19 protein-coding genes and 1 tRNA gene are annotated in these 21,884 nt (G+C 61.3%); 17 read left to right on the top strand and 3 right to left on the bottom strand.

Annotated elements, in window-relative coordinates; genetic code table 11:
- Positions 1–18 precede the first annotated feature (18 nt).
- The 9 genes from trmD (at position 19) to Q0R02_RS10740 (ending at position 10,144) form a co-directional block, all read left to right on the top strand.
- Positions 19–765, top strand: a complete 747-nt coding sequence (gene trmD / locus Q0R02_RS10780; protein ID WP_293883387.1) for a tRNA (guanosine(37)-N1)-methyltransferase TrmD — start codon at positions 19–21, stop codon at positions 763–765.
- The gene (rplS, locus tag Q0R02_RS10775; protein WP_293883384.1) at positions 762–1,148 is read left to right on the top strand and encodes a 50S ribosomal protein L19; all 387 of its coding nucleotides are present in this window, start codon (positions 762–764) and stop codon (positions 1,146–1,148) included. The genes trmD and rplS overlap by 4 nt, the downstream gene beginning before the upstream one ends.
- Before the next feature lie 143 nt (positions 1,149–1,291).
- Positions 1,292–3,457: a S9 family peptidase gene (locus Q0R02_RS10770; protein ID WP_293883468.1), complete on the top strand. Its 2,166-nt coding sequence runs from the start codon at positions 1,292–1,294 to the stop codon at positions 3,455–3,457.
- On the top strand, positions 3,457–4,485 hold the full coding sequence (locus tag Q0R02_RS10765) for an aspartate-semialdehyde dehydrogenase (RefSeq protein WP_293883381.1): 1,029 nt from the start codon (positions 3,457–3,459) through the stop codon (positions 4,483–4,485). Before Q0R02_RS10770 ends, Q0R02_RS10765 begins: the two co-directional genes overlap by 1 nt.
- 7 nt (positions 4,486–4,492) lie before the next feature.
- Positions 4,493–5,257 carry an alpha/beta fold hydrolase gene (locus Q0R02_RS10760; RefSeq protein WP_293883378.1) on the top strand — a complete coding sequence of 255 codons (765 nt, stop codon included), beginning with the start codon at positions 4,493–4,495 and terminating at the stop codon, positions 5,255–5,257.
- 61 nt (positions 5,258–5,318) lie between these two features.
- Positions 5,319–7,136: a M2 family metallopeptidase gene (locus tag Q0R02_RS10755; protein WP_293883375.1), complete on the top strand. Its 1,818-nt coding sequence runs from the start codon at positions 5,319–5,321 to the stop codon at positions 7,134–7,136.
- Positions 7,137–7,191: 55 nt separating this feature from the next.
- A complete protein-coding gene (gene lon / locus Q0R02_RS10750; protein ID WP_293883372.1) occupies positions 7,192–9,588 on the top strand; it encodes an endopeptidase La in 2,397 nt (798 codons plus the stop codon).
- Between the two features lie 142 nt (positions 9,589–9,730).
- Positions 9,731–10,003, top strand: coding sequence for an HU family DNA-binding protein (locus Q0R02_RS10745; RefSeq protein WP_293883467.1), 273 nt, complete (start codon positions 9,731–9,733; stop codon positions 10,001–10,003).
- A gap of 66 nt (positions 10,004–10,069) precedes the next feature.
- A tRNA-Val gene (locus Q0R02_RS10740) sits at positions 10,070–10,144 on the top strand.
- Between the two features lie 25 nt (positions 10,145–10,169).
- On the opposite strand, the gene Q0R02_RS10735 is transcribed toward Q0R02_RS10740, so the two are convergent.
- From Q0R02_RS10735 to Q0R02_RS10725, 3 genes are all read right to left on the bottom strand, one after another.
- Positions 10,170–11,543 carry a DUF1501 domain-containing protein gene (locus Q0R02_RS10735; RefSeq protein WP_293883369.1) on the bottom strand — a complete coding sequence of 458 codons (1,374 nt, stop codon included), beginning with the start codon at positions 11,541–11,543 and terminating at the stop codon, positions 10,170–10,172.
- Positions 11,544–11,553: 10 nt separating this feature from the next.
- Positions 11,554–13,188, bottom strand: coding sequence for a DUF1800 domain-containing protein (locus tag Q0R02_RS10730; protein WP_293883367.1), 1,635 nt, complete (start codon positions 13,186–13,188; stop codon positions 11,554–11,556).
- 257 nt (positions 13,189–13,445) lie between these two features.
- A complete protein-coding gene (locus Q0R02_RS10725) occupies positions 13,446–13,652 on the bottom strand; it encodes a hypothetical protein (protein WP_367271461.1) in 207 nt (68 codons plus the stop codon).
- 172 nt (positions 13,653–13,824) lie between these two features.
- Between Q0R02_RS10725 and Q0R02_RS10720 the strand changes: the two genes are divergently transcribed.
- The 8 genes from Q0R02_RS10720 (at position 13,825) to gspI (ending at position 21,864) form a co-directional block, all read left to right on the top strand.
- A complete protein-coding gene (locus tag Q0R02_RS10720; protein WP_293883362.1) occupies positions 13,825–14,871 on the top strand; it encodes a putative sulfate exporter family transporter in 1,047 nt (348 codons plus the stop codon).
- 96 nt (positions 14,872–14,967) lie between these two features.
- Positions 14,968–15,768 carry a type II secretion system protein N gene (locus tag Q0R02_RS10715; protein ID WP_293883359.1) on the top strand — a complete coding sequence of 267 codons (801 nt, stop codon included), beginning with the start codon at positions 14,968–14,970 and terminating at the stop codon, positions 15,766–15,768.
- Positions 15,765–17,921 (top strand): type II secretion system secretin GspD, encoded by a 2,157-nt coding sequence (gene gspD, locus Q0R02_RS10710; protein ID WP_293883356.1) that lies wholly within the window; start codon positions 15,765–15,767, stop codon positions 17,919–17,921. Before Q0R02_RS10715 ends, gspD begins: the two co-directional genes overlap by 4 nt.
- Positions 17,918–19,402, top strand: coding sequence for a GspE/PulE family protein (locus Q0R02_RS10705; RefSeq protein WP_293883353.1), 1,485 nt, complete (start codon positions 17,918–17,920; stop codon positions 19,400–19,402). The genes gspD and Q0R02_RS10705 overlap by 4 nt, the downstream gene beginning before the upstream one ends.
- On the top strand, positions 19,395–20,621 hold the full coding sequence (gspF, locus tag Q0R02_RS10700; RefSeq protein ID WP_293883350.1) for a type II secretion system inner membrane protein GspF: 1,227 nt from the start codon (positions 19,395–19,397) through the stop codon (positions 20,619–20,621). The genes Q0R02_RS10705 and gspF overlap by 8 nt, the downstream gene beginning before the upstream one ends.
- Positions 20,618–21,067 carry a type II secretion system major pseudopilin GspG gene (gspG, locus tag Q0R02_RS10695; protein WP_293883348.1) on the top strand — a complete coding sequence of 150 codons (450 nt, stop codon included), beginning with the start codon at positions 20,618–20,620 and terminating at the stop codon, positions 21,065–21,067. The genes gspF and gspG overlap by 4 nt, the downstream gene beginning before the upstream one ends.
- Entirely contained in the window at positions 21,042–21,515 is a 474-nt protein-coding gene (locus Q0R02_RS10690) for a GspH/FimT family pseudopilin (protein ID WP_293883345.1), read from the top strand. Before gspG ends, Q0R02_RS10690 begins: the two co-directional genes overlap by 26 nt.
- A complete protein-coding gene (gene gspI, locus Q0R02_RS10685) occupies positions 21,502–21,864 on the top strand; it encodes a type II secretion system minor pseudopilin GspI (RefSeq protein ID WP_293883344.1) in 363 nt (120 codons plus the stop codon). Before Q0R02_RS10690 ends, gspI begins: the two co-directional genes overlap by 14 nt.
- The last annotated feature ends 20 nt before the right edge of the window (positions 21,865–21,884 follow it).

The raw sequence follows: 21,884 nt of genomic DNA, 5'->3' as shown, positions 1-21,884 counted from the left end.
TGTGGCGGTCGGTCGGCCATGACTTTCGCGGCGCAAATCCTGACCCTTTATCCAGAAATGTTTCCCGGCCTACTTGGCACGTCGCTCGCCGGGCGCGCACTTTCCGAAAACATTTGGTCCTGCACACCTGTGCAGATCCGCGATTTCGCTACCGACAAACACCGTTCAGTGGACGACACGCCGGCGGGCGGCGGGGCTGGTATGGTGTTGCGGGTCGATGTTCTCGCCAGCGCAATCGATCATGCCTGCATGGCTCACCCGGACGCTCCTGTGGTCGCAATGACCCCGCGCGGGGCTCCGCTCACTCAGGCTCGCGTTCGGGCGCTCGCAAGCAGCCCCGGAGTGATCATTCTGTGCGGGCGGTTCGAAGGTTTCGACGAGCGCATCTTTGAGGCGCGTGACGTTGAAGAGGTCTCGATCGGCGACTTTGTCCTGTCGGGTGGCGAACTCGGCGCGATGGTGCTGCTCGATGCTTGCATCCGACTGCTTCCCGGCGTAATGGGCGCGGCTTCCAGTGGGGATGAAGAGAGCTTTGAAACAGGGCTTTTGGAATACCCGCAGTACACCCGCCCTGCGATATGGGAGGAACGGATGATCCCGCAAGTGTTGCGATCGGGGGATCATGCGGCGATTTTGGCGTGGCGAAAGTCGATGTCCGAAACCGATACACGGTCACGGCGGCCGGATCTTTGGGAGCGTCATATCGACGCTCGGGTCCAGTCGCCCTCTGGCGCGCACGAAAAGAAGAAGGGACCGAGGGCATGAACCTCCTCCAGACGATCGAAGCCGAAAACATTGCCAAGCACGTTGCAAAGCGCGCCATTCCTGAATTCCGGCCCGGCGACACACTTAAAGTCGGCGTCCGCGTCGTCGAAGGTGAGCGCACTCGTGTCCAGAATTACGAAGGCGTCTGCATCGCCCGTTCAAACCGCGGCATGGGATCGAGCTTCACTGTTCGCAAGATTTCATTCGGTGAAGGCGTAGAGCGCGTATTCCCGCTCTATTCGCCGAACATCGATTCGATCGAGGTCGTCCGCAAGGGTGCCGTTCGTCGTGCGAAACTTTACTATCTGCGCGGTCGTCGCGGCAAATCGGCACGGATTGCCGAGCGTCGCGATACGCGTGGTGATGTCAAAGCCAGCAGCTAAACCAACAGTTCGTCATGCCGGCGCAGGCTGGCATCTCCATCCGCCGGAGACCCTAGCCTGTGCTCGGGTGACGCGCGCGGTGGAACACGTCTGTGCGCATAATCGTCGCATTGCTGGCACTGGCGGCTATCGGGACTCCCGCCATGGCTGACAAAGCCACGCCTCAAAAGCTCACATTAGAGCGCCTGTTCGCCAGCCCGGCGCTGGGCGGTGCGGCTCCGCGCGCGTTGAAGCTGTCGCCGGACGGGACGTTGCTCACCAGCTTGCGCCCACGCGCCGATGACCGTGAGCGCTATGATTTATGGGCCGTCGACACCAGGACCGGCGTTGCCCGTATGCTGGTCGATTCAGCGAAAATCGGTAACGGCGCGCAACTGTCCGAAGCCGAAAAGATGCAACGCGAACGGGCTCGCATCGGCGGCACGAAGGGCATCGTCGCCTACGACTGGGCACCCGATGGCAAATCCTTGCTCGTGCCGCTCGATGGCGACCTGTTCATCGCGACGCTCGATGGCAAGGTCCGGCGCATCACCGCGACACAATCAACGGAACTCGACGCAACGATCAGCCCGCGCGGCGGCTTTGTTTCGTTCGTACGCGATCAGAACCTGTTCGTGGCCGATCTTGCAACAGGGTCCGAACGACGCCTGACCCGTGGTGGAGGTGACGCGCTGAGTTGGGGGCTGGCCGAATTCGTCGCACAAGAGGAAATGGATCGCACGAAGGGGGCATGGTGGGCTCCCGACGACAAGCGGCTCGCCGTTGCCCGCGTCGATGAGAGCAAGGTCGCTATTGTCAGTCGCGCCGCCATCGGAGCCGACGGCACGAAAGTGTACGACCAGCGCTACCCTCGCGCAGGGGCGGCCAATGCGGTGGTTGACCTCTTCGTGATCAACGTTGACGGGTCGGGGCAGGTCAGGGTCGATCTCGGCACGAACCCGGACATCTATCTGGCACGTGTGAACTGGTCGCCCGATGGTAAGACACTGTATGTTCAGCGCGAATCCCGAGACCAGAAGACGCTGGACCTTTTGAAGGTCGACCCGGCGACGGGCAAATCGACTGTGGTGTTCAGCGAGCATTCGAAAACATGGCTGAACCTACACGATGACTTTCACGCGCTGAGGGATGGCAGCATCCTGTGGTCGTCAGAGCGCGATGGTTTCAGCCATCTGTATCGCTGGCATGCGGGCAAATGGGCTCAACTCACGCGCGGTCCGTGGATGGTCAAGACCGTCGTTGGCGTGGATGAGACCAAGGGGCTGGTCTATTTCACCGGTAACCGCGACACGCCCATCGACCAGAACCTGTATTCGGTGCCGTTGCAGGGCGGGGCAGTGACGCTGCTGACCGAAAATGGCTGGTGGAACAACGCCGTGATGAGCCGCGACGCGAGCCGGATCATCGTCACGCGCTCCAATCCCAACCAGCCCGAACAAACCTATCTCGCCGATGCAACGGGCCAGCGCCTGTCGTGGGTCGAGGAAAACCGCGTTGACGGGTTGCACCCCTATGCGCCCTACCTGGCGGAACATGTTCCGACCGTGTTCGGCTCACTGAAGGCGGCAGATGGGTCGGTGCTCCACTATAAATTGCTGAAGCCGCGACTTGCCACGGGCCAGCGCGCGCCGGTGTTCATGCAGGTTTACGGCGGACCGGGGGCCGGGCGTCAGGTAACCGACGCGTGGGGCGGGGTAGTCCAGCAATATCTGGTGCAGCAGGGGTGGGTGGTGTTCTCGATCGATGGTCGCGGGACGCCCGACCGGGGTGCCGCGTTCGAAGGGCAGATTTATCGCGCAATGTCGTCGGTCGAGGTCGATGACCAGATTGCAGGGGTCAACTGGCTGAAAAAACAGGATTTCGTCAATCCTGCGAAGATCGCTGTCTATGGCTGGTCCTATGGCGGTTACATGGCACTACGCCTACTCGAACGCGCGCCCGGCGTCTTTGCCGCCGGTGTCTCGGGCGCTCCGGTGACGCGATGGGAATTGTACGACACGCATTATACCGAACGCTACATGGGCAATCCGACGACCGAGGCCGCCGCATATCAGCGATCGGATGCCCTGCCCAATGCCGGCGCGATTGCCGACCCGCTGCTGCTGGTTCACGGCATGGCGGACGACAATGTGGTGTTCGAAAATTCGACTGCGCTGATGGCAAGATTGCAGGAAAGCGCACATCCGTTCGAAACGATGGTCTATCCGGGGCAAACGCACCGGGTTGCCGGACCGGGCATTTCTGCCCATTTATGGAAGACGATACTGGGGTTCCTGGACCGCCAGGTTGTAAACAAGGAACAGAAGTAATGGGTTACCGGATCGTCGTCGCAGGTGCCACGGGCAATGTCGGGCGTGAAATGCTCAACATCCTTGCCGAGCGTGAATTTCCTGCGGACGAAATCGCAGTCGTCGCTTCGTCGCGGAGCCAGGGTCTGGAAGTTGACTTTGGCGAGACCGGACGCAAGCTGAAGGTCCAGAACATCGAAAACTTCGATCCCGTCGGGTGGGACATGGCGCTGTTCGCAATTGGCTCCGAAGCCACCAAGATCCACGCGCCGCGCTTTGCGGCAGCGGGTTGCACGGTTATCGACAACTCGTCGCTGTACCGCATGGACCCCGATGTGCCGCTGATCGTGCCAGAGGTCAATCCGGACGCAATTTCGGGCTATACCAAGAAAAACATCATCGCGAACCCGAACTGTTCGACCGCGCAGCTTGTTGTCGCTTTGAAGCCGCTGCATGATTTTGCGAAAATACTGCGCGTCGTCGTCGCGACTTACCAATCGGTTTCGGGTGCGGGCAAAGAGGGCATGGACGAGCTGTTCGAGCAGTCGCGCAACATCTTTGTCGGTGACAGTGCGGAGGCCAAGAAGTTTACCAAGCAGATCGCCTTCAACGTCATCCCGCACATCGACGATTTCCTGGATGACGGTTCGACCAAGGAAGAGTGGAAGATGGTTGTCGAGACCAAAAAGATACTCGACCCGAAGATCAAGCTGACCGCAACCTGCGTGCGCGTGCCGGTGTTCGTCGGCCATTCGGAAGCGGTGAACATCGAGTTCGAACGCGAAATCTCGGCGAAAAAAGCCCAGTCGATCCTACGCGAAAGCCCCGGCATCATGCTGGTCGACAAGCGCGAGAACGGTGGATACGTCACGCCCGTGGAATGCGTCGGCGATTATGCCACCTTCGTCAGCCGTGTCCGCGAGGACCCGACGGTCGACAGCGGGCTGTCGCTGTGGTGCGTGTCGGACAACCTCCGCAAGGGCGCGGCGCTGAACGCGGTGCAGATCGCGGAATTGCTCGGACGGCGGTACCTGAAGAAAGCGGCCTAGGAACGTCGTGACGTCCGTTCCCGACCTGCCGTTCAGTCATTTCGCTTCGTTCGACGGCGTTGAACTGGCGTGGCGAGAGACGGGAGCGGGGCGGCCCGTCATCCTGTTGCACGGCCTATTTTCTAGCGCCTATGTGAACTGGATAAAATTCGGGACGGCGGCGTTGATTGCCGAGGCGGGCTTCCGCGTCATCATGCCCGACCTGCGCTGCCATGGGAACAGCGACGCGCCGCATGACCCAGCGCTCTATTCAGCGCACGTCCTGGCCCGCGATGCCGAAGCGCTGGTTGCACGGCTCGGTCTGGCCGAGTTCGACCTTGGCGGGTTTTCGCTGGGATCACGAACGACGGTGCGGACCGTGTTGCGCGGGATGACGCCGCGTCGCATCGTGCTGGGGGGGATGGGGCTGGAGGGACTGGCGGGATGGCGCAACCGAAAGCGCTTTTTCCTCGATGCGATTGCGCTGGCCGATACGGCAACGCGCGGCGACCCGCACTGGCTGTCGATCCAGTTCATGAAGACGATGAAGATCGATCCGGTTGCGGCAACGCTGTTACTGGCGACGTTTGCCGATACCGATCCCGCCGAACTGACAGGGATAACGATGCCGACGCTGCTGGTGTGCGGCGTGGATGACCACGACAATGGTTCGGCCCCAGCACTGCAAGCCGCGCTGCCCGATGCGCGACTGGCGACAGTCCCAGGAACCCATATGTCATCGGTTACAAGTCCGCTGATGGGTGCGGCAATCGCGTCATTTCTTAGCGCTTGACCCGCTGAGAACCGGGTTGCAATCTGCGACTTAATAGATGTCGCAAGGGGTTGGACCAATCATGAAACTGTTCGTTTCCGCGTTCGCAATGGCGATCGCCATGCCCGCTCTCGCGCAAACTGCCGGGACGGCGGAGCCCGCTGCTATGATTGAAAATGCCGATGCGTTCATCGTCGCCACGGAAAAAGAGCTGGCGGATTTTAGCGTATTCAATGCGCAGGTTTCGTGGATCAACAACACCTATATCACCGACGACACCGATGCCGTCGCCGCACGCGTCGGTGCCGAGGGCACTGAGATGGGCGTCCGTCTTGCCAAGGAAGCCGCACGCTTTCAGAAAGTGCCGGGGTTGTCGTTCGACACGAAGCGCAAGCTCGACTTTCTGCGTAACGGGTTGACGATCCCGGCACCCTCCACGCCGGGTTCGGCGAGCGAGCTGAACGTCATCACAACCCGGCTCAACTCTGCCTATGGCAGAGGCAAGGGCATGCTGAATGGCCAACCGATCAACGGCTCCGATATCGAGGCCAAAATGGGTAGCGACCGCAACCCCGCAGAACTGCAGGAAATGTGGACGAGCTGGCATACGCAGGTCGGTGCGCCGATGCGGAACGACTATGCCAGGATGGTCGAGATCGCAAACAAGGGTGCGGTGGAACTTGGCTATTCCGATGTCGGTGCGATGTGGCAGTCGGGATATGATATGCCCGCCGACGATTTTGCAGCGCTAACAGATAAGTTATGGGGTGAGGTTAAGCCGCTGTACGACCAGTTGCATTGCTACACACGCGCGCAGTTGAACGTGAAATACGGTGACCAGGTGCAAAAGCCGACGGGCCCGATCCGTGCCGACCTGCTGGGTAACATGTGGGCACAGGAATGGGGCAACATCTACGACGTCGTCGCGCCGAAGGGGGCAGGCGACCTGGGGTTCGACACGGGCGAATTGCTGGTCGAGAAGGGCTATGATCCGCTAAAGATGGTTCATGCGGGCGTCAATTTTTATTCATCGCTCGGCTATGCGGAGCCGCCCGCAACATTTTGGGAACGCTCGCAATTCGTCAAACCCCGCGACCGCGAAGTCGTGTGTCACGCAAGCGCGTGGGACATCGATAATCTGAACGACGTTCGCATCAAGATGTGCACGAAGGTCAACGGCGACGACTTTGTCACGATCCACCACGAACTCGGCCATAACTATTATCAGCGGGCCTATAACAAACAGTCGCCGCTCTATCAAAACGGCGCGAACGATGGTTTCCACGAGGCGATCGGCGACACGATCGCGCTTTCCATCACGCCGCAATATCTGGTGCAGATCGGGTTGCTGGACAAGTCCCGAATGCCAAGTGCGGACAAGGACATTGGGCTGTTGTTAAAACAGGCGATGGACAAGGTTGCCTTCCTGCCGTTCGGCCTGCTGGTCGACAAGTGGCGGTGGGGCGTATTCTCGGGCAAGATCACTCCCGCCAATTACAACAAGGCATGGACCGATCTTCGCCTCGAGTATCAGGGAATTACGCCGCCCGTAATGCGGACGGAAGCCGATTTTGACCCCGGCGCCAAATATCACATCCCGGGCAATACCCCGTACATGCGTTACTTTCTGGCGCGTCTGTACCAGTTCCAGTTTTATGAAGCGGCGTGCAAGCAGGCGGGCTGGAGGGGGCCGCTGCATCGCTGCTCGTTCTACGGCAATAAGGCGGTCGGTGCGAAGTTCAACGCAATGCTGGCGATGGGCCAGTCAAAGCCATGGCCCGACGCGTTGCAGGCGTTCACTGGCACGCGCGAACTGAGTGGCAAGTCGATGATCGCCTATTTCAAGCCATTGATGAGCTGGCTTCAGGCGCAGAACAAGGGACGGACGTGCGGCTGGTAAGCCGACCGGCCAGACCTGGATTGCAGACCGGGTCGCCACCGCCCATATGACGGACATGAGCCAGAACTATCCCGTCCTTCCATTGCGCGACATTGTCGTGTTCCCGCATATGATCGTGCCGCTATTCGTCGGTCGCGATAAATCCGTTGCTGCCCTTGAGGCGGCGATGGAGGCCGACAAGGAAATCTTCCTCGTGGCGCAACTCGATCCGTCGAATGACGACCCGGGCCGAGACGATGTTTATGACTTGGGCGTTGTGGCGACGGTCATGCAGTTGCTGAAACTGCCCGACGGTACGGTCCGTGTACTGGTGGAGGGTGGTGCGCGCGCGACTCTTGATGCCCTCGACGAGGGTGGGGAGTTTCTGACCGCGACCGTTAACATTGTCGAGGAGCAGGAAACGACGAACGTCGAGACCGCGGCGCTGATGCGTTCGGTGGTTGACCAGTTCGATAACTACGCCAAGCTCAACAAAAAGCTGCCTGCCGAAACATCGGTGCAACTAGGCGAAATCGAGGATGCGAGCCGATTGGCCGATGCGGTCGCGGGCAATATCTCCGTCAAGGTTGCGGACAAGCAGGCGTTGCTGGCCGAGGGCGATCCCGCAAAGCGTCTCGAAATGGTGTTTGCCTTCATGGAAGGCGAATTGGGCGTATTGCAGGTTGAGAAAAAAATCCGCAGCCGCGTCAAGCGACAGATGGAGAAGACCCAGCGCGAATATTATCTCAACGAACAGTTGAAGGCGATCCAGCGCGAACTCGGCAACGAGGGCGAGGATGGCGAAGGTGATGAGATTGCCGAATACACGCAGAAAATCGCGACCCTGAAACTGAGCAAGGAAGCGCGCACCAAGGCCACGACCGAGCTGAAGAAACTGAAGACGATGCAGCCGATGTCAGCGGAATCGACTGTCGTGCGCAACTATCTCGACGTGCTGCTTGGCCTGCCATGGGGCAAGAAGTCGAAGCTGAAGCGCGATATGGCGGCGGCGCAGGCGGTGCTGGATGACGATCATTACGCCTTAGAAAAGGTGAAGGACCGGATCGTCGAATATCTCGCGGTTCAGGCGCGCACCAACAAGCTGAAGGGGCCCATCCTTTGTCTCGTCGGACCTCCGGGCGTTGGCAAGACTTCGTTGGGACGTTCAATCGCAAAGGCTTGTGGACGGGAGTTCGTGCGCCAATCACTGGGTGGCGTGCGTGACGAAGCCGAAATTCGCGGCCACCGGAGGACTTATATCGGGTCGCTACCGGGCAAGATCGTCACCAATCTGAAAAAAGCAGGGAGCAGCAATCCGCTTTTTCTGCTCGATGAAATCGACAAGCTGGGGCAGGATTTTCGCGGCGACCCGGCGTCGGCGCTGCTCGAGGTTCTCGATCCCGAACAGAACGGCAAGTTTCAGGACCATTATCTGGAGGTCGATATCGACTTGTCGGACGTAATGTTTGTGACGACTGCGAACACGCTGAACCTGCCGCAGGCGCTGCTGGACAGAATGGAAATTATCCGTCTCGATGGGTATACCGAGGACGAGAAAGTCGAGATCGCCAAGCGCCACCTGATCGAAAAGCAGATCGAGGCGCATGGCCTGAAGCCGACCGAGTTCGTGCTGACCGATGAGGGACTGCGCGCGCTGATCCAGAATTACACGCGCGAGGCCGGGGTCCGGACGCTTGAACGTGAGATCGCCAAGCTGGCGCGCAAGGTTTTGCGCCAGATCCTGGAAAAGAAGGTCACGACGGTCACGATCACCCCGGACAATTTGCCCGAATTCGCGGGCGTGTTGAAATACCGGCACGGTCTGGGCGAAGAGGAGAACCAGATCGGGGCGGTTACCGGGCTTGCGTGGACTGAAGTTGGCGGCGAACTTCTGACGATCGAAGCGGTCACTGTGCCAGGCAAGGGGCAGGTAAGGACGACCGGCAAATTGGGCGAGGTCATGACCGAATCGATCCAGGCTGCGCTCAGCTACGTGAAGGCGCGGGCGCCGTCCTATGGCATCAAGCCGAGCCTGTTTGCGCGCAAGGATATCCATATCCATCTGCCCGAGGGCGCGGTGCCCAAGGACGGTCCTTCGGCAGGCATTGGCATGGTCACGGCAATGATCTCCACGCTGACCGGTATCGCAGTGCGGCGCGATGTCGCAATGACAGGCGAGGTTACATTACGGGGCCGGGTGCTGCCGATCGGCGGACTTAAGGAAAAGCTGCTGGCGGCGCTGCGTGGGGGGATCACGACCGTCCTGATTCCGCATGAAAACGAAAAGGATCTTGTGGAAATCCCGGCAAACATCCGCGAGGGGCTAAAGATTATTCCGGTGCGTCATGTCGATGAGGTGCTGGCGCTGGCTTTGACTGAGCCATTGCTGGCAATCGAGTGGAGCGAAGCAGACGAACTGGCCGCTTTGCCACCCCACAGTCATGTCGTGAACGAGGAAGCTGTCCGCCATTAGATAATGTTACGAATTGGAACGAACGCACGGACGTATGGCCGTTCCGGTTTTTTGCTTTGACAAGGCCCGGCGGAGAAGCGTTACTACGCGCCGGTTTAAATCGATAGCGTGTCGATGCAGAGAAACCTTTTTGGGGGCTTGGATGAATAAGCAGGAACTTATCACGACGATTGCCGACATCGCGGGTTTGTCGAAAGGCGATGCAGTCAAGGCCGTGGAAGCCGTTTTCGACACCATCTCGTCTTCCTTGAAACGCGGCGATGAAGTGCGGCTGGTTGGGTTCGGTACCTTTTCGGTGACGAAGCGCAAGGCATCGACGGGGCGCAATCCCCGCACCGGTGAACCGATGACGATAAAGGCGTCGACCCAGCCGAAGTTCAAGGCTGGCAAAGGCTTGAAAGACGCCTGCAACTAAGGTTTCCAGCACGAAGCGGCTTTACATTTGGCACAGGTCGCGGGTAGCGGCTTGGGCCCCGGCGTGGGGCGCGTAGCTCAGTGGTAGAGCACACCCTTCACACGGGTGGGGTCGCAGGTTCAATCCCTGCCGCGCCCACCACGCCGGTCAGACCAAACTTCAGCGATCAGACGAAGCCCAGGTTGCGCGAACTGGGCGAATAATTGTTGATGTTGGGCAGCACCGTCGACATGTCGCTGTCCGAAACGCCAAACCACGTCGCCAGCGTCGAGGCATATTGATCGACCGCGATCGTCGGCACCAGGCGTCCCTGTCCAAGATCGTCGGGACCGTTGTCCGCAACGACCGGGGGCGTCCCATAGAAGCGTTGCCCGCGGACCGCGCCGCCCAGGACGAAGTGCATCGACCCCCAGCCATGATCCGAGCCGTCATTGTTCGGTACGAGCGTTCGCCCAAAATCCGACGCTGTGAAGCTGGTTACCTTGTCCGAAACGCCAAGTTCCACCGTGGCATCGTAAAACGCTTTCATCGCGCTCGACAGCTTGGCCAGCAAAATCGGCTGGTTGGCCGCCAGATTATCGTGAAGATCGAAACCGCCCATCGAAACAAAAAACACCTGCCGTTTCGCACCCAGCTGGCTGCTGACCGAGATCATGCGCGCGACCAGTTTCAGTTGGTCGGCAAGCGCGTTGCTTGACGGGAACGCCGTTGCGAGCGGGGTCGCAGCATTCAGTGCCCCGGCAACCTGCGCATAGGTATCAAGCGAACGCTTGCCGATCCGGCCATGTTCGTTTTCCAGCATATTCGTATGCGTCGCCGACATGATGGATTTCAGCGCCGCGCTCGCCGAAGCCGAACCAAACAGCGAGGAATTGGCGGTTAGCTGGATGGGACCACCGGTGCCCATCGAATACTGGACCGCGGCCTTGCCCGTCAGGAACACGGCGTTGTTGGTCGGATTGATGCACGTCAGCGTCGCCGATCCGTTGCCGCTCTGAAACAGATCGCCCATCCGGCCGCCCCATCCCGACTGCGCGCCTTCTGGACTGGAGGCTTGCCAATAGCTCTGCTGGTCATTGTGGGAAAACAGCTTGGGCGGCAGGACCGCGCCGTTCGATCGATATTGGGTCTTTGTCGTCGGCTGCGCGAGTGTGCCGACGTTCAGGACGACTGCCAGCTTGCCGGCGTCGAACGCTGGCAGCAACGGCAGCATTGCTGGGCCCAGCGCATATTGACGCCCGCCCGGCAGTGCCACTGATGGCCTGAGCAAGGTCCCCGTCAGGCTGTCGCGCCGATACGCCAGTTCGGGCCGCAGTTTTTGATAAAGGTCATAACTGGCCTGGTCATAGGGCGTGACAGTGTTGGCATAGTCGTTGCCACCATTCAGGAAAACACAGACGAGCGCCTTATAATCGCTGGACACGGCGGCTGCTGCTTCGCCAGCAGCCGCGAGGTTCAGGACGAATGGCGAAGCAGCGCCTGCCAGCCCGAAGGCGGCGGAGCGCTGGAGAAAAGCGCGGCGTGATTGGTCGGTGGACATAATGGTGTCCCTATTTCTGTGTGATGTATTCGGGCGACGCCATGGCTAGCAAAATCGCGGTATAGACGCGGTTCGCAGGTCCACTCGTGCCCGTTGCTGAGATGCTTTCGATGGCGGACTTGATCGTCGCAAGCGACGTCGCGCTGATCTGCCCGGCCGCCAGGATCAGGTTTATTTCGTCGAGAAGCTTCTGCGAATCGCTGGCTAGCGCCATTACCGCGGCGTAATTGGCCTGCGCTTCGCCAGACCCGCTCGAAATCAGCTCCTGCATGTAGTTTACATAGGCGATAACACTGGGTTCGTTGGTGATCTGAAATTCGGGAGCAACCATCGCGCCTGCCGAAATTGGCGTGTTTGGCGGGGAATAGCCGGGCCGAAAAAAGTTGAAGACGCTCGGCGAACGCCCCGGCGCTTGGGCGAGGCGGTTGGATGAACTGCTGGTATCGCCAAACGGCCATAAGTCGGTCGGCGATGTCACTCCGAATGCGCGCGCCCATCCCGTCAGCCGCATAACGGGCTCACGCAGCTTGCCGGCATTAGCGTTGCTTAAGCCGCTCGCGCTTCGTGCTTCGGTGTCGAGCAGTATGGCACGAATGACGGCCTTCATGTCGCCGGGCACACCCGAACCGTTATTGGCGAACACAGCCGAAACCCGACCCACATAGGCAGTCGACGGGTTGCTGGTGACAAGACGCTGGATCAACTGCCTGGAAACGAAGGGAGGCATGTTCGAATGAGCAAACACCGTGTCCAGTGCAATCCGCAAGCTGGCAAAGCCATCGGTTCCGGCAGGAATGGTCGTCCCGAGGAATGTCTTGACGCCGGGTTCGTGATCGGAAGCCTTTTGGGTCATCGGGCGACGCATCCGGTCGGCTGTCGAACTGTCTGCGGAGTCCAGATTGAACCCTGTGAATACGCGCGCCAAGCCCGACACATCGTCCTGCGTGTAGATCTCGACAGGCTTGCCATTGGTGGTCTGGACCGACCCGTCGGCGTTCAGTTTTTGTAGCCCGAGCGTAAACAACTGCATCATCTCACGCGCGTAGTTTTCGTCGGGTTCGGACCCGGTGCTCGCATTGGCTTTCCGGTTTCCGGCGAAGGACAAAAACAGGCCCATCGCGGGGCTGGTCGAAATCTTGTCGAGCAGATCGCGATAGTTGCCGAACGCGCCGTCGAGCAGCAGATCGAGATAGGCGGCGGTGGCCATGCCGCTCCATGAAACATTCAAGCCGTCGACGCCGACGACGAGGAAGTCCAGCAATGCCATGCCGACGCGCTGGCGCAATTGATCCTGGCTGACGATCAGTTGCCGCCACACGCTGGGGTTGAAACCGTTCGATGTAAATATGTTGGTGGCAGCGCCATATCCCGCGCCGATCATCCAATCCCAATGCGAAGTCGCGCGCGGGATGGCAAATTGTGCGGTAATCCAGCTTTCGTAGCCCTGCGCCTGGACTTCGGCGATATCGGCTCTGGTCGACCCCATGGTCGACTGCGCCAGAAAACGGCTGGCCTCGATGGACGTGGGTGGAGCGGCGGCAGCGGGCGTCGCCGGGGCGGGAGGGGTAGCGGGCGAGGCGCTGGTGCCTTCGCCACCACCGCCACCACAGGCTGCCAACACGAGGGTGGGCAGGGTCGCCGTCACGATGTTTGCCAGCTTTTTTGGAATAGCCGGTAAGGCAGAACCGCGTTGAGGCCCCGCCGATACGGTGTCTTCACAAACTGTCAGGGCTTCCTCAAGCAATGCCCGTTCCCCAATTCAATACGCGCAGCGGTCGAAACCGGCCGGTGCTGTGGAACGAGACTAAAGACTTAAATTGGTTAACAAATCATTTGGAAACGGATGAATTTGAATGGTTTTGAGGGGGTTATAGCGATCCGCGACGCGCGATCCTTGCTGAACTATTTATCGTCGCGATGTCGGCGCTGTTCTTTTTCCCGCTGGCGCCTTTCCTTTTCTTCGCGTTGCTCCGCCTTGCGTTCGGCCCGACCGCGATTGCGATCCGATTCATCCTGGCTTGTTGTCGTCCAGTCGACGGCCTTGCCCGCCACCTTGAACGGGGCTGTAACGATCGACTTTGCCGTGCTGACGCATCCGGTCAGCGCCATGACAAGAATCAGAGGCGGTAAACGTGTGTTCATGGCAATCGTCCTAGGCCAGCTTATCGCAGTTATCGAGACAGAGGGCCGCATGGCAGCGCGAAACCAGTGCGATTTGCGGTGCATGGTTGGTCGGGCAAGGTGAGTGGCGGCCAGGGATGATTGCAGGCATAGCGCCCGGATGACGCGCCCATCTCCCATTGCTCCGGTTGCAGACCTTTACGGTGATCTGCTGGACACCACGCCGCCTGCGGTCGGGATCGGCGCGTATCTGCCTGGCCTGGCGATTACGATCGTCACCGCGCTTGCAGCAGCTTATTTATCCGAACACTACGGCGCGCCGCTGATGCTGATGGGGCTGCTGATCGGGTTGGCTTTCAACTTTGCCAATGGCGATGTGCGGCTTCGTGCCGGGCTCGGCTTTGCATCGAAGACTTTATTGCGCTGGGGCATCGTGCTGGTCGGGTTCCAGATTACTTTTGCCCAGATCGCCAGCCTCGGCTGGGTTGCTTTGGGAGCCATCGTCTTGCTCGTCGCCATCGTGACGCTGTCGGGGACTGTTGCCGGGCGTCTCGTCGGGCGCGGCGCGGCGTTCGGGACGCTGGCAGGGGGAGCCGTAGCGATATGCGGAGCATCGGCCGCGCTGGCACTGGCGTCTGTGCTCGGTGAAAAGCGCGCGGGCCAGGCCCAGCTTACGCTCGTCCTGGTGGCGGTTTCGGCGGCAAGTGCCGTGGCGATGTCGCTGTATCCCGCGCTCGCCCACACGCTGCATTTGACCGATCGACAGGCAGGTTTCCTGATGGGGGCATCGATCCACGACGTCGCCCAGGCTCTGGGCGCGGGATATTCCTATTCACCCGAAGCGGGTCAGACCGCCGCGATCGTGAAGCTGACCCGGGTTGCCCTGCTCGCCCCGGCACTCGCGGCGGTGGCGTATGCCTTCCGTGCGGACGGCGAGGCGAAGCGCGGGCTGGTCGGGATTCCGTGGTTCGTCGCGGGTTTCCTCATCCTGTGTGGCATCCATTCGCTGGTCGCCATACCCGAACCTGCTCTCGCGCTGGCCAAGCCCGCGACGACGACACTGTTGCTGCTGGCGGTAACGGCAACGGGAATTCGTTCGCCGATGAATCTGCTGCTGGAACAGGGCTGGCGCGCTTCGATTCCGGTGATCGTCGCGACATTCGTGTCTTTCGGATTGGCCCTGCTGGTGGCTTTGTTGCTGATTTAAATTGTCCGTTCGGGATTTCGGTCTCGCGCGATGGGCACTTCCGTCATAAACGGTCCAAAGCGACGGGAACGGAGCGGCACGACCGATGCAGTATCGATGCAGTTGAAACTTGATCCCTGGCGAGCGCGACTGGTGCGCGCGATGCCGCGGCGTTTTCCCTACGCGTGGACAGAGGTTGCGCTGGCTGTCGTGCTTGCAGTTCAATGCAGTCGCCTGATCTGGACCGCCCTTGCGCCGCTGGGACCGGTCGGAAACTGGCGGGGAGGACCGGTCCGGGAATTGGGCAGCAGCGTCGTGACGTTAAAGGCGTTCGATCCGTTCTTTCGGATGTCGGCCCCGTCGGGCGCGGCGGTGGTCACCAGCCTGCCCCTGAAACTGTTCGGGGTCCGCGTCGACCAGGCGACTGGGCGGGGATCGGCAATCATTGCGACCCCTGATGGCGTGCAACAAAGTTTTGCGGTCGGTGACGAAGTAATGCCGGGTATCCGCTTAAAGGCGGTGGCTAATGACAGCGTCACCATCGACCGCGGTGGCGTCGCCGAACAACTGTATCTCGATCAGTCGGTGTCGGCAGCGGTAGCGGATACCGACACTGCCGGAGCAACGTCACCTGCAATCCCCAGTGTGGCAGAGCTCCGGGTGGGCATTTCTTTTGCGCCCAAGCTGGAAAAAGGGGTTGTGACCGGCTTCACAATCGAGCCAAGAGGTGCAGGCGAAGCCTTTCGCGCCGCAGGGTTTCTTCCGGGGGATATCGTGACGCAAATCAACGGCACCGGGTTCGGGTCGGTTCAAGAGGCGTCGGCTGCGGTCGCCAGCCTGCCGGTCGGGACACCAGTAAGTTTTGCGGTCGAGCGCGCAGGCCGGACAACGACCCTGAGCACGAGGTTCGGCCAATGAGGCGGTTTGCTGTGCTGTTGACAATCGCGCTCGCCACGGCTGCGCCAGCGCAACAGGTATTGAACCTGCGCGATGCCGATATCCGTGCCTTCATTCAGGACGCAGCGCGGGTTACTGGGCGAACCTTCATCATCGAAAGCCGAGTCGCGGGCAAGGTATCGGTCGTCACCGACCGGCCGCTCAGCAAATCCGAATATTTTGAAGTTTTTCTTTCAACATTGCGGGCCAATGGGCTGGTTGCTGTGGCCACCGGCAACGGTGCGTTCCGGATCCAACCGATCGACACCGCATCGGCCCAACCCGGCCGAGTCGGGTCGCTGGGGGCGTCGCGCAACAGCTTTGTTACTGAAGTCTTTCGCTTGCGGTCGGTCGACAGCGCGAGCGTCGTCGAAACGATCCGCCCGCTGGTCAGCAAAGAGGGATCGGTCACCGCCAACAAGTCGGGCAACAGTCTGGTCGTGGCCGATTATGCGGACAATATCCGCCGCATACGCAGCGTGATCGGGCGGCTGGACACCGACAGCGCCGCGACGCGGGTGGTATTACTGAGGAACGCCGGCGCGCGCGAGATCGCCTCGTCGTTGCAAACGCTCGCTGGCGGTGGTGCCGATGGACGCGGCAATGTCACTGTCGTCGCAATCGACAGTTCGAATTCGATCGCGCTCCGTGGTGATCCCCAAAGCGTCGCGCGGTTCGGGGCCATTGCCGCCGACCTTGACCGCAATGCCGCGACGGGGTCCGAAATCCGCGTCGTCTTCCTCGAATATGCGGACGCGGAAAAGCTGCTGCCGGTGCTTCAGACCCTGGTCGGGCAGGCCGCTTCAGTCACGCCACAGATCGTGTCGACCAATGCGCGCTCGCTGCCGGGAACAGTGGCGCAACCCGGCGTGGCCCAGCCTGCAGGAGGGTCGTCCGTTCCGGGCGGCGGTGGCGGCGGCAACGGTCGTTCGTCCGCCATCATCGCCCGCTACGAAGGCGCGAATGCGATCATCATCTCGGCTTCAAAAGACACCCAACGCACGTTGGGCGAAGTCATTCGCCAGCTCGACTCCCGCCGCGAACAGGTGCTGGTCGAGGCGATCATCGTCGAGATTTCCGACACCACCGCGCGCAAGCTGGGTATCCAATTATTGTCGGGCGGCCCGAGCGGTGGCGCGTTCACGACCTATTCGAATGTGGTGCCGAGTATCCTTTCGGTCGGGTCCGCGCTGCTTTCAAACAGGTTGAGCGGCGGAAGCACGACAACGACCACGGTTAACGGCACGACCACGACGACCTCGACCGGCAATACCAACAGCCAGGCGCTCGTTACCAACGGCCTTGGCGCGCTGGCGGGCGCGACGGGGGGGACGGGCGGGTTCGCCCTGCCGCTGGGTAACGGCAACTATTTCGGTGCGATCATCAATGCGGTTTCGCAGGACAGCACGTCCAACCTGCTGTCCACGCCTTCGGTCGTGACGCTCGACAATCAGGAGGCAAAGATTCTGGTCGGTCAGGAAATACCTGTCACGACGGGAGAGGCGCTGTCGGGCAATTTCGACAATGCCTTCCGGACCGTGCAGCGCCAGAATGTCGGCATCCAGCTGGAGGTCAAGCCGCAGATCGGGGCGGGGGGGGCGATCAAGCTGTTCCTGCGGCAGGAGGTGAGCTCGATCTCGGGACCGGTGACGACCAACTCGTCCGACCTGATCCTGAACAAGCGCGAAATCCAGACGACGATGACGGTCGACGACGGCCAGATCATGGCGATCGGAGGCTTGCTCGACGACAATGAGCGTCGGACCATCGAGAAAGTCCCGTTGCTTGGTGACATACCGGTGCTGGGCGAGCTGTTCCGGTCGCGCACGAAATCGCGCGGGAAGACCAATTTGATGGTTTTCATCCGTCCTACGATCCTGAAAACCGCCGGTGACGCCCAGGCCCTGGCGGCGCGGCGCTATGCCACGATCCGCACCCAGCAGATCGACCAGAACCCAGAGCTGGAACCGTCCATCGACGCGCTGTTGCGGGACTATATGGGTGTCGAGCCCCCGGTCGCGCCGATTTATCCGCCGGTGGCTGCTAACCCGGCCGGGCCTGTATTCATCCAGCCGTCCACCACGACGACGACCATCCGCCCGCTTCCCATTCCGCCGGTGCGCCGCAAGCGATGACCGAACCGCTCGCCTTGCCCGTCACGGCCATTCCCTATGGCTTTGCGCGCAAGTTCGGCGTCGTCCTGCAACCCAGGACCGACGGTCATATGGCGGTCGCGCTGAGGGAAGGGGCCGACCCGCGCGCGCTGCTCGAAATCCGACGGTATCTCGCCCGGTCGTTCGACGTGACCTTCGCCGATGCCTCCGCGTTCGACCGGCTGTTGTCCGACAGCTACAAGATGGATGGCGAGGCCGCGGCGATGGCGATGGGATCGCAAGACATCGATGCGTTGGCGAGCGGCATCCCAAGCGCTGACGACCTGCTGGACACCGCCAACGATGCGCCCGCAATCCGGCTGATCAACGGCATCATCGCCGATGCCGTGCGGCAGGGCGTCTCTGACATCCATGTCGAGCCGTACGAGACCGAACTGGTCGTGCGGATGCGGATCGATGGCCTCCTGCGCGAAACCTTGCGGATGCCCGCCCATGTCGCACCCGTGATCGTTAGCCGGATCAAGGTGATGGCGCGGCTCGACATCGCTGAACGTCGTATCCCACAGGACGGGCGTATTTCACTAACGCTGGGTGGCAAGCTGCTCGACGTGCGCGTGTCAACCTTGCCGAGCCGCGCAGGCGAACGTGTCGTGCTGCGTATCCTGGACAAGGAAAATGCCGGGATCAACCTTGATGTGCTTGGCATGGCGCCCGACCTGAACGCGCTGCTGCGCGATGCCTTTACCGAACCGAACGGCATCATCCTTGTCACTGGGCCAACCGGGTCGGGCAAGACCACCACGCTTTATGCCGGGCTGCGGCTGCTGAACGACGGCACGCGCAATATACTGACGGTCGAGGACCCGGTCGAATATGCCGTCAACGGCATCGGGCAGACGCAGGTCAACCCCAAGGTTGGGCTGACCTTTGCCGCCGGACTGCGCGCGATCCTGCGCCAGGATCCTGATGTCGTGATGGTCGGCGAAATCCGCGACCGCGAGACCGCCGAGATTGCGGTCCAGGCGTCGCTGACCGGGCATCTGGTGCTGTCTACGGTCCATACCAACGACGCGGTCGGCGCGATTACGCGGATGCGCGACATGAAGATCGAACCGTTCCTGCTGGCATCGACATTGCGTGCCGTGATTGCCCAGCGGCTGGTGCGCCGCCTCTGCCCCGCCTGTCAGAAACCGGTCGAGGCCAGCGAGGCGGTCGCCAAGTTGCTTGGCTTTACGGTAGGCACGATCATATCCGAACCCGTCGGCTGCGATCAGTGTAGCGGCAGCGGCTTCAAGGGGCGCATCGGCGTGTTCGAGGCCATCCGGATCGACGACAAGATCCGCCGTCTGATCAACGACGGCGGGGACGAGGTGGTCATCGCCCGCCACGCCTTTGCCAACGCGCCGAGCCTGGCCACCGCCGCGCGCGACCTGGTGCTGCAGGGACTGACGACCCCTGAGGAGGCCGTGCGAATTTCACGCAGCGGGTCGGACGATGGCTGATTTTGAATATATCGTGCTTGACGGCGCCGGGCGCGAACGCAACGGGTCGATCAGCGCCGATAACGTCGACGACGCCCGCCTTCGCCTCGATCGCAAGCGCCTGTATGTCGTCCGCCTTGAACCCGCCACTTCCGGCCAGTCCCGCAACAGCCCGTTGGTTTCGACCGGAAATCTGGGTCACAAGCGCCTGAGCAACAAGGATTTGACGTTGTTCACGCGTCAACTCGCGACGCTGGCGCTGGTTACCCCCCTCGAGGAGGCTTTGCGCACCATTTCCCGCCAGAGCGAGGACGACACGCATCGGATGGTCCTCGACCGCGTCCATGCCGGAGTTCTCGAGGGGCGACGCATGTCGGACGCCATGGCCCGCGAACCGCGCAGCTTTCCACCGCTCTATCGGGCCATGATTGCGGCGGGCGAGAGCGCTGGCACATTGCCGCAAATCCTGGAGCGGCTGGCCGATTTGCAGGAACGCCAGTCGGCCATCCGCGCCAAAATACTGACGACGCTGGCCTATCCGATCGTCCTGGCAGTTGTCGCCGGGTTCGTTGTCATGGCGCTGATGATCTTCGTCGTGCCCAAAGTCGTCGAGCAGTTCGATACCGTCGGCCAGCAACTGCCGTTGCTGACCCGCATCGTCATGGGCATTTCGGCCTTCCTCGGCAGTTATTGGTGGGCGCTGCTGATCGGAATGGCGGCGGCATTGGCGCTTGCTTGGCGTGCTTTGCAGGACGAGGCGTTCCGTTTGCGCTTCGATACCGCGTGGTTGCGGCTGCCGCTGATCGGCCGCCTGACACGCGACCTGCACGCCGCCCGCATGGCGCGCACCCTGTCGACGATGGTCGCCAGTCGCCTGCCGCTGCTGGAGGGATTGGTGCTGACCGGCCAGACGATCCACAACCGCCGCCTGCGCAAGGCTTCGGACGACATCATTGAGGGCGTTCGGGGCGGAGACAGCCTGTCGGCCGCGTTGAAACGGACAGCGCTGTTTCCGCCGTTGCTGGTGTACCTGACGGCATCGGGAGAGGCATCTGGGCAGCTCGACACCATGCTGGAACGCGCGGCGGACTATCTGGAACGCGAATTCGACGGTTTCACGGCGACCGCGCTGTCGTTGCTCGAACCCGCGATCATCATCATCATGGGCGCGGTCGTTGCGCTGATCGTGCTATCGATCCTGCTCCCCATCCTGCAACTCGAAACACTGGCTGGCACATGACGCGGAACCACCGATCTCTCGAAAACGGGTTTACACCCCTTCGGCGTTCCGCCGAAAACGGCTTCACACTAGTGGAACTGATGGTCGTCATCGTCATCATCGGCCTGCTGACGACGATCGTCGCGATCAACGTGCTCCCCAGTCTGGGTAAGGCCAATGCCCAGGTTGCCCGGACCGACATCGCAACGCTGGACCAGGCGGTCGAACATTATCGCATCGACAATGCGACCTATCCATCGGCCGCTGACGGCCTTCGGGCGCTGGTCGTGCCACCAACTCCAACCGGGGGCGGAGGCTATATCAAAAAACTGCCAAAAGATCCGTGGAAGCGGCCTTATCTCTACGTCGTCCCGGGGCAGCATGGACCCTTCGACATAACCACGCTTGGCGCCGACGGCGTGCCGGGAGGGACGGGAGAAAATGCCGACATTGGCAACTGGCAATAGGCTGCGCTCCGCCGAACACGGCTTCACGCTGATCGAACTGATGGTCGTCGTGGCGATAATCGGCATCGCGACGGGGGCGGTGGTCCTGGGGATGCCGAGACCGGGCGGTCGTGTCCGCGCTGAGGCAGAAACTTTCGCCGCCCGCGCGATCGCCGCCCGCGACAAGGCGATCATCGAATCACGCGACATCAGTGTCTGGGTAACGGCGGGCGGCTACGGTGCCTCGCAAAGGCGGCACGGCGTCTGGCAGCCGATCAACCTGCGGCCGTTCGAACCGGAAAACTGGAAACCGGGCACGACGGCCATCGTCGATGGGACGGGAACCGGGCGCGCTGTGTTCGACACGACCGGCACCATCGCCAGTCCTGTCATTTTCACCCTGGTCCGCGATTCTGACCACGCCACCGTGGCGATCAGCGGTGATGGGACGGTCCGTGTCGGACCGTGAACGGGGTTTCACGCTGATCGAGATGCTGGTAGCGCTGGCGATCTTCAGCCTCGCCTCGCTCGCATTGCTCAGGCTTGAAAGCGCGACCCTGACATCCACCGCCGCGCTCGCTGTTCGTGAAATTGGGCAGACCGTGGCGCGCAACCTGGCGGTCGCTGTGTTGAGCGATCCTTCGGCCCCCGGTTTCGGCACCGTCAGCGGGTCGGTCGTCAACGGCGGACGGACGTGGGGTTGGACCCGCGTCGTGACGCGCACCGACGACAGCCGCTTGGCGCGCATCGACTTTGCCGTCGTCGACGATGTTGGACGCCCAAGCGGCGCGCTCTCACTGGCAAGGCCCGTCCAGTGAGTCTCGACCACTCCGCCGAA

The organism is Sphingomonas sp., from assembly GCF_025353885.1.
Lineage (GTDB): Bacteria > Pseudomonadota > Alphaproteobacteria > Sphingomonadales > Sphingomonadaceae > Sphingomonas_O.
This window is presented reverse-complemented; position numbering and strand designations above follow the sequence as displayed.

Coding starts and splice junctions, on each gene's coding strand:
- trmD (WP_293883387.1), top strand. CDS start 19: ATGACTTTCGCGGCGCAAATCCTGACCCTTTATCCAGAAATGTTTCCC.
- rplS (WP_293883384.1), top strand. CDS start 762: ATGAACCTCCTCCAGACGATCGAAGCCGAAAACATTGCCAAGCACGTT.
- Q0R02_RS10770 (WP_293883468.1), top strand. CDS start 1,292: ATGGCTGACAAAGCCACGCCTCAAAAGCTCACATTAGAGCGCCTGTTC.
- Q0R02_RS10765 (WP_293883381.1), top strand. CDS start 3,457: ATGGGTTACCGGATCGTCGTCGCAGGTGCCACGGGCAATGTCGGGCGT.
- Q0R02_RS10755 (WP_293883375.1), top strand. CDS start 5,319: ATGAAACTGTTCGTTTCCGCGTTCGCAATGGCGATCGCCATGCCCGCT.
- lon (WP_293883372.1), top strand. CDS start 7,192: ATGAGCCAGAACTATCCCGTCCTTCCATTGCGCGACATTGTCGTGTTC.
- Q0R02_RS10745 (WP_293883467.1), top strand. CDS start 9,731: ATGAATAAGCAGGAACTTATCACGACGATTGCCGACATCGCGGGTTTG.
- Q0R02_RS10735 (WP_293883369.1), bottom strand. CDS start 11,543: ATGTCCACCGACCAATCACGCCGCGCTTTTCTCCAGCGCTCCGCCGCC.
- Q0R02_RS10725 (WP_367271461.1), bottom strand. CDS start 13,652: ATGGCGCTGACCGGATGCGTCAGCACGGCAAAGTCGATCGTTACAGCC.
- Q0R02_RS10720 (WP_293883362.1), top strand. CDS start 13,825: ATGACGCGCCCATCTCCCATTGCTCCGGTTGCAGACCTTTACGGTGAT.
- Q0R02_RS10715 (WP_293883359.1), top strand. CDS start 14,968: ATGCAGTTGAAACTTGATCCCTGGCGAGCGCGACTGGTGCGCGCGATG.
- gspD (WP_293883356.1), top strand. CDS start 15,765: ATGAGGCGGTTTGCTGTGCTGTTGACAATCGCGCTCGCCACGGCTGCG.
- Q0R02_RS10705 (WP_293883353.1), top strand. CDS start 17,918: ATGACCGAACCGCTCGCCTTGCCCGTCACGGCCATTCCCTATGGCTTT.
- gspF (WP_293883350.1), top strand. CDS start 19,395: ATGGCTGATTTTGAATATATCGTGCTTGACGGCGCCGGGCGCGAACGC.
- gspG (WP_293883348.1), top strand. CDS start 20,618: ATGACGCGGAACCACCGATCTCTCGAAAACGGGTTTACACCCCTTCGG.
- Q0R02_RS10690 (WP_293883345.1), top strand. CDS start 21,042: ATGCCGACATTGGCAACTGGCAATAGGCTGCGCTCCGCCGAACACGGC.